The following is a 15,247-nucleotide window of genomic DNA, read 5'->3' as shown; positions in this document are numbered from 1 at the left end:
ATGATTCTATCAAGACGCGTGGTGTCGGTAGTGAATGGGGACTGGATTCGAGATCTCTGTGCCATTGGCCTCGAGGCCGGCGAAATCAAACCGGAACCACAGAGTAATTTGCCCTACGCTCGCAGTAGGGGCCGCGTCAGGCACGTAGGACCACCGGACCCGTTAATGCAAAGCTCGGAGCCTGGAAGAGTGCGCACGTCGAATCCGGCTTCGCGCATGCGGCGATTGGTGCCGGCGTTTTCCTCCAAGGCGATCAGCCGTTTGTCGCCGAGAGAGAGGACGTTGCACGCCAGCGAATCGCGCTCCGCGTAATCAATTTCGATGAAGCGCAGGCCGCGCGCCTTCAGCAGTTCGACAGTCTCCACGGCCAGCCAGGGCAAATCGACCAGCATGGTGCGCTCATCAAGCATGCTCATGAGCGACATCAGATGCAGACAGGCCGACGGGCCCGGCCCGTACGGCAACGGGGCCGGCAGGACGTCGATACCGTGGGGCGCCAGGAGTTCCCGCATCTGCAGTATCCCGGCATGATTGGTTCGATATCCGTGGCCGATGAGGAGCGTTTGAGAATCGAGCCACACCATGTCACCGGCCTCGGTGGTCGCTGGAGTGCGAATCTCTCCTCGAATCGACATTCCCGAGTGGACATAAAATTTCGCGTGCGCCTGAGATTCCGGCACACGATTCGTCTTGCCGGGATTCATCAGGATCACTCCATGATCGGTCGGCAGAGACGAGTCGTGGGTATAGACGGCATCCAACGTGAGCGAATCTCCGGGCAACAGGCATACGACCTCAGCACCAGCCTCTTTGAGCAATCCGCACAACTTATCGTGTTGGGCTTGCGCCCCGGAAAACTCGGGGGCATGGTGGAAGCCGAGGGTTTGCGCCTCGCGCACTCTGTCGGGGCGGTCCCATCCGGCGTTGCTGGGCGGACACACCAGTACCTTGAGCAGACTGCCGGTCATAGAGTGGCCATTGGAGTGGCCTTGGTTCGTTTCAACGCTCATACCTTCACGCTACACCGCAATGGAATCTAAGGAAACAGCATCAAGAACGCAATGCTGCCAGGATGACTCTTTCGGTATCCGTGTGACACCCATAATCAAACCTGTGCAGTCTTGTCTGTGACGCATAACCCAAGGCCTGTGACGTCATCTCGGGAACCCCTCTTAGTGCTTGCTTTACCACCCTACTCTGATGTAAAAACCAGCGGTAATCGAATCTTCTCACGTGCTTGAAGTACAAGTAGTTGGCAAGAGTTCGCGCACCCTCGCTTCCCGCCTGCGCCCATTCCGCGGGAGACCCAGGAGACCCTCTATGAACGCAACCAAGATGATGCGTTTGCTCTGCATCGCCGCCCTGTTCGCACTCGTCCACCAATTGGCATTCGCTCAAGGCGTGGCCACGGGTGACCTCCATGTCACTATCAAGGATCCAAAAGGCGGCCTGGTGAACGGAGCGACTGTCACCGTGCGCGATGTGGCGAAAGGCCTCGAACGCACTGGAACCGGCGACGGCCAAGGCGGCTATAGCGTGCGACTGCTGCCGCCAGGCGTGTATTCCGTCACCGTAGAAGCCGCCGGGTTTACAAAAACCGAGGCCACCGGCGTCAACATCACCGTCGGACAGATGGCCGACTTGCCGATCGCGGTCTCGATTGCTTCTGACAAGGAAGTGATTGAAGTGAGTTCCGAAGCGTCACTGGTCGAAACTTCCCGCAGTTCGTCGACAGACACGATCGGAGAGCGTCGCATCGACAATCTTCCGATCAACGGGCGCAACTACATCAATTTCACGCTGACTGACTCCCGCGTGGTCCGCGACAACGCTCCCAACACCGGAGCCGCGCCGACATCCGGCCTGAACATGAGCGGCCAGCGCGCGCGTTCCAACCTGGTGAACGTGGACGGCGCCGACGCCACCGACAACTCCGTGAATGGCGTGCGCTCGACCGTTTCGCAGGAAGCAGTACAGGAATTCCAGATCATCACTAACAACTATGAACCGGAGTATGGCCGCGCCTCCGGCGGCGTCGTCAACATCATCACCCGATCGGGGTCGAACGATTTCCACGGCGACGTGTTTGGATATTTGCGCAATCGCAAGTTTCAGGCGGTGAATCCGTTCAGCACGGTTTCGGACCCGGCGTATACCCGCGGACAATACGGCGCTGCCTTCGGCGGCCCGATCAAGAAAGACAAGACCTATTTCTACTTCTCGCTTGAATTTAACCGCCGGCATGAGACGGGGTTCTCCAGCATCGGGCAAGACAATTTTGGGTTGACCGGATTCGACACCACGCAGGTTGGCCTGCCCTTCGGCACCTTGCAACTCACTCCCGACCAGATTGCCTATCTCACCAACCCCGCAGTTCTTCAACTTGAGCAGGGGAGTCCGCTCTTCGCGCAGGAAGTGGGAAAGTATGCCGTGCTTGCCGGTGCTTCGTCCGGACAAGGCGTCAACGGCGTCTGGCCAACGGCACTCGTCCAGGGACTGACTGGGGGACTACTCTCCACCTGGGCAGGATTCCCGACTACCTGTGCTCCTCCCGGACCATGCGTGGCAATGCCCTCTACGTATCAGACTCTGGCATCGCAAACCGGAAACTTCCCGGTCTTTGAAGGAACGAGTGTTTACTCCCTCCGTCTGGATCACAACATCACCAATAACAACCGGCTTATGTTTCGCATCAATGTCAGTCCGAGCACGGTGACGGGAATCGAAGTCGGAGGACAAGACCAGCCGTTTGGCCAGAATGCTTATTCACGCACGTCTCGTCAGACGTTCCGTGACGTGGCCGGCACGATGCAAGATACTTGGGCTCTGGGCAACAGCAAGGTGAACGAGTTCCGCTTCCAGTATGCCCGCCGCGGCCTTTCTTACTTTTACAACACCGACACTCCAAGTGGATCGGCTCCAGCTGTGAACATCCCCGGCTTCGCCTATTTCGGTCGCGAGCCCTATTCGTACATTCAGCGAACGGAGCAGCGCTATCAGTTCACAGACAATTTCTCCTGGACAATGGGCCGGCATGACACCAAGTTCGGAGGTGACTTCAACTACTTGCCGCTCGATGCAACCTTCACCGTCAATTACGGCGGTGTTTATGATTTCGGCAGCTTCGCCTCAGAGAATTTGGGCTTTGAGAATCCTTTGCCCCCCGGCTCTGGTTTCCCGGACTTCCCGGCTCTCTCGGCGGTTCAGGCTTACGGGGCAGGTTTACCGGCCACATTCGTCCAAGGTCTTGGCAGTCCGCACGATTCCTTCAAAAACATGCCTTTGGGGCTGTTCTGGCAGGACTCCTGGCATATGCGGCACAACGTCACGGTGAATTTCGGAGTGCGCTATGACGTCGAATTCCCGCCGACATTCAAGAAACCCACGGGCCTAGCGCAAGTAGGCTATGAGACGCTGGGATTGCAGAAGGGGATTGAGACCGACAAGAACAATTTCCAACCCCGCATCGGCATCGCTTGGGATCCCAAGGGCGATGGCAAGACCGTCGTTCGCGCATCCTATGGAATCTTCTACGATCACCCATTACTCGGCCTGTATTTCCTCGGCGATGCTTCGGACGGGTCGACCAGCGGACAGCTGGCCTTCGGGGGCACAGGGCTCTGCAGCAACGAGTCGGGATTCGGTAACCCGGCCAATCTGAACGCAATTCCGATTTTTCAGGGACTACCCATTGACGCCACCAGCGGCCCCTGCGCGGTTTCCGCCAATCCCGCTACTGCGGCGTCTCTCGGGTACTTGCCGGACCAACAGCAATTCCAATCGCTCAATTTCCCCGAGTCAGCATTTCTCAATCAGAACTACTTGAATCCTTCCACTTTCTTGCCGCTGGGATTCCAGCCTTTCGGCTACCCACAAGGCAAGAATTTCGTTTACGCCTACTCGCAGCAGGCGAACCTCAGCATCGAGCGCGACCTGGGAAAAGGGTTCGCTTTGAACGTGGCATACAACTTCAACGGTGGACGCCATCTTAATCGTCCCATTAACGCCAACACCGTACGCGGCGACTTGATGGTCACGAACTTTCTCACCGCCAGGCAGTACGCCATCGACAACGACCTGACTCCTCCTTCGAGCCCATTCACCGTCCCGTGCACGTTCACTCCACTCGGTCAGCCAGTCGCAGTGGACTCATCGTTGATGAACTTTTTCCGCCCGTCGGGATTGAATCCGTCGATAGCGGGCGCCATGTTGGCTTTTGGCGGCGTGGGCGGGGCTGCGTGCGTCGGTTACGGAGAACAGATTTTACAAAGCCTTGCCACCCAGGGATTCAATACCAACTGCGACCCCGCTACTGGCGCGGGCTGCGTTCCCTTCGGCGACATGGATGCAAATTTCTCGAATGGAAGCTCCGTTTATCACGGACTCAGCGCCAATCTGCGCAAGCGCTTTAGCGGCCACTACGAATTTCTGGCTTCCTACACCTGGTCTCATGCGATCGACGACTCGGTTGACTTGCAATCCACGACGACGCCGCAGAATAGCTACTTCCCCAGCCACGATCGCTCAACTTCCCTGTTCGACCAGCGGCACCGGTTCGTTTTCAGCGGCGTGTATCAGACTGGCAAGTTGTCCGGGGATGGCTTCGCCAGCAAGTTCTTCAGCAACTGGACTTTTGCTCCGTTGATTGAGTTCAGTTCAGGACGGCCGTTCAACATCATCACCGGCAATGGTAACAACTTGCAGTTGTCCTCCCTCACAGGCCGGCCGAATACGACTGTGAATCCAGCGTGCGGCACGGTCTATAACTCCAAGTTCTCGCCGACGGGAACACTGCAAGAACCTTGCATCTTCAATTTCGACGGCACACTGGCATCGCTCGACGGCAACCTCGGACGCAATCGCGGCCTCACTCCGTGGAATGCCTTCAACGATTTGCGGGTGGCGAAGCGGATTTATTTCGGCGAGCGGTTCAATATGGACCTGATGGCCGACATGTTTAACCTCGCAAACCGCTACAATGTATCCGCGGTAAGTCCTTTGTTCACCAATGCTGGGCAGGCGACGGCAGCTTACGATCCACGGCAGTTCCAGTTTGCAGTGAAGTTGAATTGGTAGGGTTAGACCAAATTAAGCATCTAAATCAGGAGAGGATTGAATCGATGAAACCTATTCTTAAGGCATCTTGCATGATGTTCGCACTGGCGATGGCGTTCTCCACCTACATGTTCGCGGACGGCGGCGGTGACACCTTCAAAGCAAAGTGCGCGGCCTGCCATGGCGCCAGCGGCGCTGGCGATACCACCATGGGCAAGAACCTCAAACTGCGCGACATGAGTTCCGCCGACGTGCAGAAACAGTCCGACGACGAAATCACCACAATCATCACCGCGGGCAAGAACAAGATGCCAGCTTACGGCACCAAGCTCAGCAAAGAGCAGATTGCCGATGTCGTGAAGTTTATCCGCACACTGAAGAAGTAAGAGTAGCGGTCGCGCGTCAGCAAGAAAATCAACGTAGAGACGCGGCTTGCCGCGTCTCCGGCCGCAGCAGAATATCCGTCCGCGAGGGAGACGGGGCAAGCCCCGTCTCTACGCTGAGACTTACGATCCCGCCCGCTTTTCAATTTTCGCCCAGGTATCTTTGAGCGCCATGGTGCGGTTGAACACCAGGCGGCCGGGTTTCGAATCCGGATCCACACAGAAATATCCCAGCCGCTCGAATTGATACCGGCTCTCTGCGGGCGCACCAGCCAGTGAGGGTTCCACTTTCGCATCGGCAATCACTTCCAGCGACTGCGGGTTCAGATTGGCAGTAAACTCCTGGCCTTCTTCCACCTGATTCGGATCTTCCTTGGTGAACAATTTGTCATAGACGCGCACTTCGGAATCGAGCGCGTGTGCAGCCGATACCCAGTGAATCGTAGACTTCACCTTGCGTCCATCGGGAGCGTTGCCGCCGCGCGTTGCCGGATCGTACGTGCAATGCACCTCGACCACTTCACCCTTTTCATTCTTCACCACGCTAGTTGCGGTGATGAAGTATCCGTAGCGCAGGCGCACTTCGCGGCCGGGCGAAAGCCGGTAGTACTGCTTGGGAGGATCTTCGCGGAAGTCGTCCTGCTCGATGTAGAGCACCTTGGAGAACGGCACTTTGCGTTTGCCCGCGCTCTCGTCTTCCGGATTGTTCACCGCATCGACTTCCTCGGACTGCCCTTCCGGATAGTTGTCGATGACAATTTTTAGCGGACGCAACACGGCCATCACCCGAGGCGCGCGCTTGTTCAAGTCCTCGCGGACGAAGTGCTCGAGCATCGCGAGTTCCAGCGTGCCGTTCGTTTTCGAGACGCCGGTCGCGCCCACGAAATTGCGAATCGCCTCGGGAGTGAAGCCCCGCCGTCTGATACCCGAGAGCGTCGGCATGCGCGGATCGTCCCATCCGTTGACGAGCTTTTCCTGCACGAGTTTCAGCAGTTTGCGCTTGCTCAAGAGCGTGTAGGTGAGGCTCAGGCGGTCGAATTCAATCTGCTGCGATGGAAAAATTCCCAGTTGCTGGATGAACCAGTTGTAAAGCGGACGATGATCTTCGAACTCCAGCGTGCACATGGAGTGCGTGACCTTCTCGGTCGAATCCGACTGGCCATGCGCGTAGTCGTACATCGGATAGATACACCACTTGTCGCCTGTCCGGTGATGTTCAGCATGCAGGATGCGATACATGACCGGATCGCGCATGTTCAGGTTCGGCGACGCCATATCGATCTTGGCTCTGAGCACACGTGAGCCATCGGGAAACTCACCGCTCTTCATGCGCTCGAACAGAGCAAGATTTTCTTCGGCGGAGCGATTCCGGAATGGACTGTCTTTGCCGGGCTCGGTAAGGGTGCCGCGATGTTGACGAATCTGATCAGCCGTCAGATCGTCGACATATGCTTTCCCATCTTGTATGAGTTTGACCGCCCACGCGTAAAGTTGGTCGAAATAATCTGAAGCGTAATACAGGCCATCCCATTCGAAGCCGAGCCAGCGGACGTCCTTCATGATCGAATCGACGTACTCCTGCTCTTCCTTTTCAGGATTGGTATCGTCGAAGCGCAGGTTGGTCTTACCGCCAAACTCGTCGGCGAGCCCGAAGTCGAGGCAGATCGCTTTCGCGTGCCCGATATGCAGGTAGCCGTTCGGCTCGGGAGGAAAACGCGTCTGGATGACGGCGTCGCCGTATTTCCTGGTTCGAATGTCTTCCAGGAAAATGTCGCGGACGAAATTCGATGGCGCCGGCGATGGCTCAGGGGTAGGGTTCACTTCGACCTCAGGTTTTGCTGGGTTCATGTTTGTTACATTTTATAGTGAAAGGTTCCACGAAAGCCTGGTGAACTCCTAACTGTATGGCGAATTGCGTGCGATGTGGTCGGAACCTCCCGGCTTTCTCCTTTGGGAAAAAGATCTGTTCCTGGTGCGTGCAGCACGAGGCGGCACAACAAGGCCTGGAGCCGGAAGATGCCGTCCAGCGCGTGGAAGCGCCGCCCTGGCTCCGCCGGCAAGACACGTCAGCAATCGTCACAAAAGCATTCTTCGGAATCAACGTGGCGGTTTTCCTTGGGATGTTGTTCGCCGGAGTCTCAATCCTCGACAATCCCGCCGGTCAGGATCTTGTGCATTGGGGCGCGAATTTCGGACCACTCACGCTTGGGGGTGAGTGGTGGAGGCTTCTGACCTGCGCTTTCCTCCATGGAGGCTTGTTGCATATCGCTTCCAACATGTTGGGCCTGTGGGTTCTTGGAGATCTTGCCGAATCACTGTACGGCCATTGGACATTTGCAGTCATCTATCTTCTAACAGCCATCGGCGGAAGCCTCGGCAGCGTGATCTGGAATCCGAAGGTGTTGAGCGTCGGCGCTTCGGGTGCAATCTTCGGCATAGCCGGAGCGCTTGTCGCTTCTTTCTATCTCGGCGAATTTTCCATGCCTCGAGCGGCCATTATCGGAACGTTATCCAGAATGGTTGTATTTCTCGGATACAGCCTGGTGTCCGGAGCCATGATGAGCCGGGTCGACAACGCCGCGCACGTCGGAGGCCTTGTTACCGGCCTCATCCTCGGTGCGCTGATCGCCAAGGCAGCACCGGATCAAGACAACGTCGCGCGACGCCTTGGAGTGATCGTGCTCGGGATTGCCTTAATCGGCGGCGGCACCGCCTGGTGGCTGCATTCGCGGGACTATATGCGGCACATGCAGCGCGGCGCAGGAGCCTTGCGCGAGGGAAAAACCGATGAAGCGATCATGGAATTCAAGGCGGTCTTGCGGCAGCGACCGGACTATCCCGCCGGGCATGATGCTCTGGGACGCGCCTACTGGCTAAAAAAAGATTTCGGCAACGCGGCAACGGAATTCAAACGCGCGATCGAACTCAATCCGAAGAACGAAGGCTATTACTACTACCTGGGTTTCGTCTATCTGGAAGGCAAGAACCTGCCACAGGCGCGAGATGTCTTCCAACGCCTGCTGACCTTGAATTCGCAAAGTGCCGACGCCCACTACGGACTTGCCTCCGTGGCCATGACTGAGGAGAAGTATCAGGACGCGATCCGGGAATATCAAACCGCTGCGCGACTTGACCCCGATCTGCAGGGCGTCTACTACCGCCAAGGCCAAGCGCACGCCAAACTGGGCCAGTGGGACGACGCGATCGCCTCATTCAAGACGGAACGCGAAAAAGCTGGCGATGACTACGACACCGAAATTGCCCTTGCAGATGCTTACGATGGCAAAGGATTGAAACAAGAAGCTGCCGACGCACGAAAGAAAGCGGCAGAGCTGACGGGACACTAATCCCGCCAGCGATCTGCTTCACCTTATCTAGAGAGGCTTCGCTTCCGTGTTCTCAGCTTTGGTGACGTTATCTGGTTGGTCGGTGAAGCTTTTGCCCGCAGCGAAGGCAGCCTTTTCATAGCGGGTTCCATTCTTGCGGATCGCGTCGTGCCAGCCGTCATCCCAGGTAATGCGAGCCTCGTTTTCGACCGTCGTCCAGGTGCCATGGTTGGCTCCGATAGACTTGCGGGCAACGCCGTCTGCCTCCAACGTAATGTAAAAAGTGCTGCCTTGGCCGTCGCCGACTTTCCATTTTCCCAGGAAACGGTTTTGTCCCTTGCCGGCGACGATCGACGAGGCGGTATTCAGTTCAATGCGAGCAATGTCCGCCATCAAATAACTTTTCTGATGACCGTCCTTGAACGTGATGATCAGAGAGTTCTGATCCTCTTTCGGCGCGGAAACCACTTTCTGCGCGAACGTCGACAAAGGAAAAGCAAAGGCCACTAGGGCCAGAACCAGGCTGATACGATGTCGCATGGATTTATCTCCTGAAGAAAATCCCTATGGGCGGACAATCGCCCGGATACAAGACAAGATACGCTTGTTGCGCAGTTTTGGTTCCATCACTGTTAAAACCTTGGGCTACTTGAGCTTCTGAACGGCCTGCTGGATCCTCGCCAAAGTCACGTCCCGGCCCAGCACTTCTAGAGTTTCAAACAGTGGGGGAGCATTCTTCCGCCCACAGACCGCAACGCGGAGCGGCTGAAACATCTGTCCCGCCTTGAGCCCCATCTCCTGAGCCGCAGCGCGCAGTGCCTGATCCAGCGGATCGTGCTTGAACTCGGTATGCGCCAGGACCTCCGGCGCGCGCGTCAGGACTTTCATCGCCATCGCGGCATCGCCTTTTTGAGGGACGAGCTCCGCAGGATCGTAGGGAGGGAGCTGGTCGACGAAGAAGAAGTCAGCGGCCGTCAGCACATCGCGCAGCAGCTTGATGCGCTCGCGAATCAAGGGCGTGATACGGGACATTCTCTCCGGCGTCACATCGAATCCTGCTTCGCGCACAATCGGCAACAGCCGTGCGCTTAGTTCTTCTACCGATAGCCCGCGGATATGTTCGGCATTTAGCCAGACGGCTTTGGGATCGAAGGTCTCTTCCGGCGTGGCCGCCGGTTCTTTGAAGTTCACGACTGCGTTCGCGCGGTTGATGCCTTCAAGCGAGAACACGTCAATCAACTCCTGGCGGGACAATTTTTCGCGGTCATCCTTCGGAGACCATCCCAGCAGGCACAGGAAGTTAATGAATGCTTCCGGCATGAACCCGGCATCGCGATAGGTGGTCACGCTGACGACTGGGCCGTGCCGCCGCTTGGAAAGTTTCGAACCATCGGGCGCAACTAGCAGCGGCAGATGCGCGAACTGCGGCGCCTTCCCGCCCGCGCCCTCGAAAATCAGCACATGCTTGTAAGTATTCGACAGATGATCCTGGCCACGAATGACATGGCTGATGCGCAGGTCTACATCGTCCGCGCACGAGGCGAGGTGATACGTCGGCATTCCATCCGAGCGGAGTAAGGCGAAATCTTCGATATCGTCGGCGGCTTTCACTTGTTCGCCGTAGACCGCGTCGGCGAAACTAACTGACTCACCTTTCCCGCGCGGCACCCGAAAACGCAACGCAAAGGTTTCCCCGGCCGCAGCCCGACGGTCGCTTTCTTCCCGGGAGAGTTCACGCATTCCGGGATTGAATAGCCAGGTTTGCGAGGCGCCCGACCTCTCGCTGTCGCCGGTGTGTGCGGGAGTGAAGTCTCGGTATGCCAGTCCCTTTTGAAAAATGGCTTCGGCGATGTTGCGGTGCAGCGTCAGCCGTTCGGATTGCTTGTATTCTTCGTCCCAGCCCAAGCCAAGCCAACGTAGTCCTTCAAAAATCGAATTGACCGACGCGTCGGTATTGCGTTCGACATCGGTGTCGTCGAGCCGCAAAACCATGGTTCCGCCATTCCGGCGGGCGTACAACCAGTTAAAAATAAAGGTGCGAGCGCTCCCCACATGGAGGAAACCCGTCGGCGAGGGCGCGAATCGGACACGTAGCATAACTCGCGAGTATAGCAAGGTAGCGTTTGCGCCCGGAAACAGCGAGTCGCCTACTAGCTGATCTCGCAGCCAGGAGTGGCAAGGCTTGGAAAAGCGGGTTCGATGATTACTTTGGTAACCACGTAGTCAGTTACCATCCACACCCAAAAGAGCGTCCAAACCGCCGCAAATCGCGTCTTAATTATGTAGGGGAAAGGACGCAGGAAGGGGACACGAAGCGCCTCCAGCATTCTGTCTATTGTTTTGTCTGGGTGAGGTGTGCCACGATGTTCGGTTACGACGCCCGCAGAGTTGAAACAGTGCCATGAATAATGTTGCAACAGGTTTGGTCTTGATTCCCGGGGTCGTCGCCCTGCTGGTGTTTCTCGTCTTCTCGTATTTGTACGAACAAAGTCGGCAAAGCTATTTTCGGGCCTGGCAATTTGCCTGGGCAGCGTACACCGCTCACTACGCCCTCGAAGCGATCGGCCATTTCCGCGGACCTTCGGGTACGCTGTTTTTTCTGAGTTCGCTCTTGCTCGTCATCATGGCGATCTGTATCTTCGCCTCGACCCGCCTGATTCGCGGCACCTTCCATTTGCAGTGGTATGACGCTGCCCTGGCGTTGGGCGGAGTGTTGGTCGCCACCCTGAATTTGCGCGCACACATGGTCCGCGGAGTCTTCGACGACAAGGCTGTCCTGCCCGTCTACTTCCGTCTGGAACTCGGATTAGCCGCCGTGTTGTTGTACTGCTCCTGCCGTTTCTACCTTTACGCTTACCGTAAGAATTCGGCGGCGTTTTGGATGTTGGCAATTTCGCTGGCGTTCTGGGCCGCACTGATGGGAGTCGGGCAGGTTCGATATCCCTTCATGGATGTCTTCGGACAGACGGCCGACTTCCTGGGCCCGATTCCCCAGATGCTCCTGGCGATCGCCATGGTGATGGTGCTGGCCGAGAACCAGCGCAACGCGGTGCAGGAGAATGCTCTCGCATTTTCGACGCTCGGAGTGGATCCGCGGCGCCTGCTGTCTGCTCACGATCTCATCCCCAGCATGCAAGGATTCCTCGACCGCTTGGCTGCGCCTTTGCCGTCGCACCGCGCCGCTGTTTTGATCTCAGAACCCTGGCGTGCCACGTTGCCATCGGTGCAGAACGGGTACTCGGCCGACTTCCTGGAGAAATTGCAAAAATCCGGCGCCGGAAACTATCTCGCTGAACTCGCGTACCGGCGCGGCGGCGTGGTGACATTCCATCGCTTGGCCGAGATGGAAGAGCCTCTACCCGCTCTGCCGGGAGGGCGCTTTGAGGCCTTCAAGCAGACGCTGCTTTCGGAAGGTATCCGCGACCTGATGGCGGTGAGCCTGCAAACACGCGAACACAATTTTGGCGTCATTCTGTTCCCGCACTCGGAGCGCCGCATGTTCGGTTCCTCCAACTTGCGGTTGCTGATCGGCCTGACCCTGCAGATCGCGCTGACGCTCGAAAACTATGTGGTAATGCACGACGCGCAGCGGCGCACGAAAGAGTACGAACTGCTCAACGAAATTGGACAGGCAATCAGTTCGCATCTGAACCAGGATGAAGTGTTGCGCACCGTCCACGTCGAACTCGGACAGATTTTCGATACCAGCACGTTCTATATCGCCTTCCAGGAAGACGATGAAATTCGTTTTGAACTGGAGAGCGAGGCCGGGCAAGTTCTGCCCAAGCGTTCGCGCGCGGCCACCAATGGCTTGAGCGAACACATCATTCGAACGGGTCAGCCGCTGCTGATCCAAGCCAACCTGGAGGAGTATCGCGCCAAGATTGGAGCAGACTTTGTTCCACCGCGGCCTGCCAAGTCTTTTTGTGCGGTTCCGATTCTGCTGGGAGGCAAGCCAGCGGGCGTGATGGGCGCTCTCAGTACGACCCGCGAATACGTATTCCAGGCCCGTGACCTGGAGGTCATGAAGACGGCGGCCGGACAACTCGGCGTTGCGATTGAAAACGCCCGTCTTTTTACCGAAGAACAGCGCCGCGCCAAACATCTCGCGTTTCTCAACACCATCTCGAAGACCGCAATTTCCAGTCAGGATGCGGAACAGATGATGGGCGACATCGTGCGTGAAATCCAGAAGAACTTCCATTACGACCACATCGGCATCGGCATCATGGACTACGCCACCAAGGATATCGAGATCAAAGCCGAGGCGGGAACCACGTCCCAGGCTTTGGGCCGACGGATTGCGGTCGGGACAGGCATCCTGGGCCGGGTTGCGCGAACAGGCGTGAGCGCGCTCGTACAGAATGCCGGGACTGGCCATCTTTCAGGAGTCTTACCCGAATCGCGCGCTGTGCTCTGCCTGCCCATTACGTACGGCGAAACTCTGTTGGGCGTGCTGAACATCGAGAGCCGCAACGAAAATGTTTTTGCGCCGCAGGATGTGCTGATCCTGAATACGCTGGCTGACTTGCTGGCGACGGCTCTGCACAATTCGTTCGTGTTCCAGAAACTGCAGCAGCAATCGATCACCGACGGCCTGACTGGTATCAAGACGCGCCGTTTCTTCTGGGAGGCGCTCAGTTCGGAATGGAAGCGCGCTTCGCGCTCCGGGCGTGCGTTTTCGGTTGTCCTAATCGATCTCGACAAATTCAAAGAAGTCAACGACAGCCTCGGACATCTGGAGGGCGACCTGGTGCTCGCTCGTGTCGGTCGTCTGCTGGAACAGAAGTGCCGGCAGTCCAACGTGGTTGCCCGCTATGGCGGCGATGAATTCATCATCCTGATGCCGGAAACAAGTATCGATCAGGCGCAAGTACTAGCAGAGAGGCTGCGCTTGTGGCTGGCTACCGATCCGATGCTGGAAGAGCACCAGATTACGGGCAGCTTCGGCGTTGCGAGTTTCCCCGTGCACGGATTCTCGCCGGAAGACATCATTCGAGTGGCGGACGCGGGCATGTACATCTCGAAACATGCCGGCGGAAATCAGGTGCGGTCCGCGGAGTTACTCGGCGACGCGGAAGGTTCGGGCATCCAGCGGCAACTGGTCTCGGGCTACATTGAAGGATTCTTGCAGCGTGAAAATAGCGGTCCCGAGGATCTGGAAGAGTTGGTCGCTACATTGCGGAAGCTATGCGGAGGCCGCGAGGATTTGGACCGGGCAGCTTTGCGGGAAGGGATCGAGACCCTGAACCGCGCTTCGGAAATGCGCGAACTGCACGCGGCAGGTCACGGAGAGCAGTGCGGCCACTACGCCGGGATCATTGCCCGCGGACTGAATTTGTTGCCGCAAGAAGTGCAAAACGTGATCTTTGCTGCGCGGGTTCATGACGTGGGAAAGCTTTTTATCTCCGAGCACATCCTGAACAAGCCCGGCCCGCTTACCGACGCCGAATACGATGTGATCAAAACGCACTCGCGTCTAGGTGCGCAGGTGCTGCGTGCACTTCCAGACGGCAAAGAGATCGAGCAGGCGGTCCAATCCCACCATGAAGCGTTGGATGGTAGCGGCTATCCCGCCGGGCTCAGCGGAGAGAACATTCCGCTCTGGGCGAGAATTATCGCGGTCAGTGACGCCTACGTAAATATGACCAGTGACCGCTCTTTCGCTCCTGCCAAATCGCACGATCAGGCGATGGCGGAACTGGAGAAATCGAGCGGGACCCGTTTCGACGGAATGATTGTCCGATTGTTTGCGCGCCAGCTGAAACTGGAGATTTCATCCACGTTCGGCGCCTAGTTGTTTCTAGTTCTCACTCACCTGTAGGGCCGCATCCTTGGGCAAATAACTCTTGCGGCGGAACCAGTCTTCCATTGCTTCGCGAAGTTGGTCGAGCGGGACGTGCGTGCCGATTTCGATCGTTCCATCGGCAACCGGCAAAGTATCGTCGAACACGCTCGCGTTGGTGAAATTGCGCATGCTGAAACTGTCCAGCCACTTCAATGGACATGGCTGCGCGGTGCCATCCTGCAAATATTCCACGCGAATTTTTCGAGCGAACATGACTTCGATTTAAGCACAGGATTGCGACCTCGTGCTGGCCGCGAAGATTCGTTTCAGGTACACTCCCCGTCACGCACGAATCCCGTTGTGAGGAGAATCCGATATGGGCTTGATCATTTGGATCGTGGTGGGTCTGATTGCAGGCTGGGCAGCGGGCAAGATCATGAAGGGCTCCGGTTATGGAGTCCTGGGAGACATCGTCCTCGGCATCCTGGGTGGAATTGTAGGAGGCTGGGTGCTGGGAGTGCTGGGTCTATATTCCGGCGGTGGACTGATCCCCAGCATCATCACCGCCATCATCGGAGCGGTGCTTCTCGTTGCGCTCGTGCGCATGATCAAGAAGGCTTGAATAATTCTCAACGTAGAGACGCGGCTTGCCGCGTCTTTTCCGCGCCATTCGGGAAACAGGCGAGACGAGGCAA

Annotated in this window: 10 protein-coding genes; 5 read left to right on the top strand and 5 right to left on the bottom strand. The window is 57.2% G+C overall.

Annotated elements, in window-relative coordinates; translation table 11 throughout:
- Positions 1-113: 113 nt before the first annotated feature.
- Positions 114-1,010, bottom strand: a complete 897-nt coding sequence (locus HY010_22760) for a hypothetical protein (protein MBI3478559.1) — start codon at positions 1,008-1,010, stop codon at positions 114-116.
- Between the two features lie 310 nt (positions 1,011-1,320).
- Here HY010_22760 and HY010_22755 point away from each other — a divergent pair, with 310 nt between their 5' ends.
- Positions 1,321-5,076 carry a carboxypeptidase regulatory-like domain-containing protein gene (locus tag HY010_22755; protein MBI3478558.1) on the top strand — a complete coding sequence of 1,252 codons (3,756 nt, stop codon included), beginning with the start codon at positions 1,321-1,323 and terminating at the stop codon, positions 5,074-5,076.
- Positions 5,077-5,120: 44 nt separating this feature from the next.
- Positions 5,121-5,441 (top strand): cytochrome c, encoded by a 321-nt coding sequence (locus HY010_22750; GenBank protein MBI3478557.1) that lies wholly within the window; start codon positions 5,121-5,123, stop codon positions 5,439-5,441.
- A gap of 120 nt (positions 5,442-5,561) precedes the next feature.
- Here the strand turns inward: HY010_22750 and HY010_22745 are convergent, their stop codons facing one another.
- The gene (locus HY010_22745) at positions 5,562-7,286 is read right to left on the bottom strand and encodes a glutamine--tRNA ligase/YqeY domain fusion protein (GenBank protein MBI3478556.1); all 1,725 of its coding nucleotides are present in this window, start codon (positions 7,284-7,286) and stop codon (positions 5,562-5,564) included.
- A 128-nt stretch (positions 7,287-7,414) separates the two neighbouring features.
- Between HY010_22745 and HY010_22740 the strand changes: the two genes are divergently transcribed.
- Positions 7,415-8,785, top strand: coding sequence for a rhomboid family intramembrane serine protease (locus HY010_22740; protein MBI3478555.1), 1,371 nt, complete (start codon positions 7,415-7,417; stop codon positions 8,783-8,785).
- Between the two features lie 27 nt (positions 8,786-8,812).
- Here HY010_22740 and HY010_22735 read toward each other — a convergent pair whose 3' ends face one another.
- Together HY010_22735 and HY010_22730 are read right to left on the bottom strand one after the other, a co-directional pair.
- On the bottom strand, positions 8,813-9,304 hold the full coding sequence (locus HY010_22735; GenBank protein ID MBI3478554.1) for a hypothetical protein: 492 nt from the start codon (positions 9,302-9,304) through the stop codon (positions 8,813-8,815).
- 105 nt (positions 9,305-9,409) lie between these two features.
- A complete protein-coding gene (locus HY010_22730) occupies positions 9,410-10,861 on the bottom strand; it encodes a glutamate--tRNA ligase (GenBank protein ID MBI3478553.1) in 1,452 nt (483 codons plus the stop codon).
- Between the two features lie 304 nt (positions 10,862-11,165).
- Between HY010_22730 and HY010_22725 the strand changes: the two genes are divergently transcribed.
- A complete protein-coding gene (locus tag HY010_22725; GenBank protein ID MBI3478552.1) occupies positions 11,166-14,561 on the top strand; it encodes a diguanylate cyclase in 3,396 nt (1,131 codons plus the stop codon).
- Positions 14,562-14,567: 6 nt separating this feature from the next.
- On the opposite strand, the gene HY010_22720 is transcribed toward HY010_22725, so the two are convergent.
- Positions 14,568-14,825 (bottom strand): hypothetical protein, encoded by a 258-nt coding sequence (locus HY010_22720; GenBank protein MBI3478551.1) that lies wholly within the window; start codon positions 14,823-14,825, stop codon positions 14,568-14,570.
- A 103-nt stretch (positions 14,826-14,928) separates the two neighbouring features.
- On the opposite strand from HY010_22720, the gene HY010_22715 reads away from it, so the two are divergent.
- A complete protein-coding gene (locus tag HY010_22715; GenBank protein MBI3478550.1) occupies positions 14,929-15,174 on the top strand; it encodes a GlsB/YeaQ/YmgE family stress response membrane protein in 246 nt (81 codons plus the stop codon).
- Positions 15,175-15,247 lie beyond the last annotated feature (73 nt).

The organism is Acidobacteriota bacterium, assembly GCA_016196065.1.
In the GTDB taxonomy this organism is placed as follows: Bacteria; Acidobacteriota; Terriglobia; order Terriglobales; family Acidobacteriaceae; genus Acidiflorens.
The sequence above is the reverse complement of the archived record's forward strand: the minus strand, read 5'-3'. Positions and strand labels throughout refer to the sequence as shown.

Excerpts from the sequence above, each read along its gene's own strand:
- HY010_22750 (MBI3478557.1), top strand. The coding sequence starts at position 5,121 with ATGAAACCTATTCTTAAGGCATCTTGCATGATGTTCGCACTGGCGATG.
- HY010_22730 (MBI3478553.1), bottom strand. The coding sequence starts at position 10,861 with ATGCTACGTGTCCGATTCGCGCCCTCGCCGACGGGTTTCCTCCATGTG.
- HY010_22760 (MBI3478559.1), bottom strand. The coding sequence starts at position 1,010 with ATGAGCGTTGAAACGAACCAAGGCCACTCCAATGGCCACTCTATGACC.
- HY010_22715 (MBI3478550.1), top strand. The coding sequence starts at position 14,929 with ATGGGCTTGATCATTTGGATCGTGGTGGGTCTGATTGCAGGCTGGGCA.
- HY010_22745 (MBI3478556.1), bottom strand. The coding sequence starts at position 7,286 with ATGAACCCAGCAAAACCTGAGGTCGAAGTGAACCCTACCCCTGAGCCA.
- HY010_22735 (MBI3478554.1), bottom strand. The coding sequence starts at position 9,304 with ATGCGACATCGTATCAGCCTGGTTCTGGCCCTAGTGGCCTTTGCTTTT.
- HY010_22755 (MBI3478558.1), top strand. The coding sequence starts at position 1,321 with ATGAACGCAACCAAGATGATGCGTTTGCTCTGCATCGCCGCCCTGTTC.
- HY010_22725 (MBI3478552.1), top strand. The coding sequence starts at position 11,166 with ATGAATAATGTTGCAACAGGTTTGGTCTTGATTCCCGGGGTCGTCGCC.
- HY010_22720 (MBI3478551.1), bottom strand. The coding sequence starts at position 14,825 with ATGTTCGCTCGAAAAATTCGCGTGGAATATTTGCAGGATGGCACCGCG.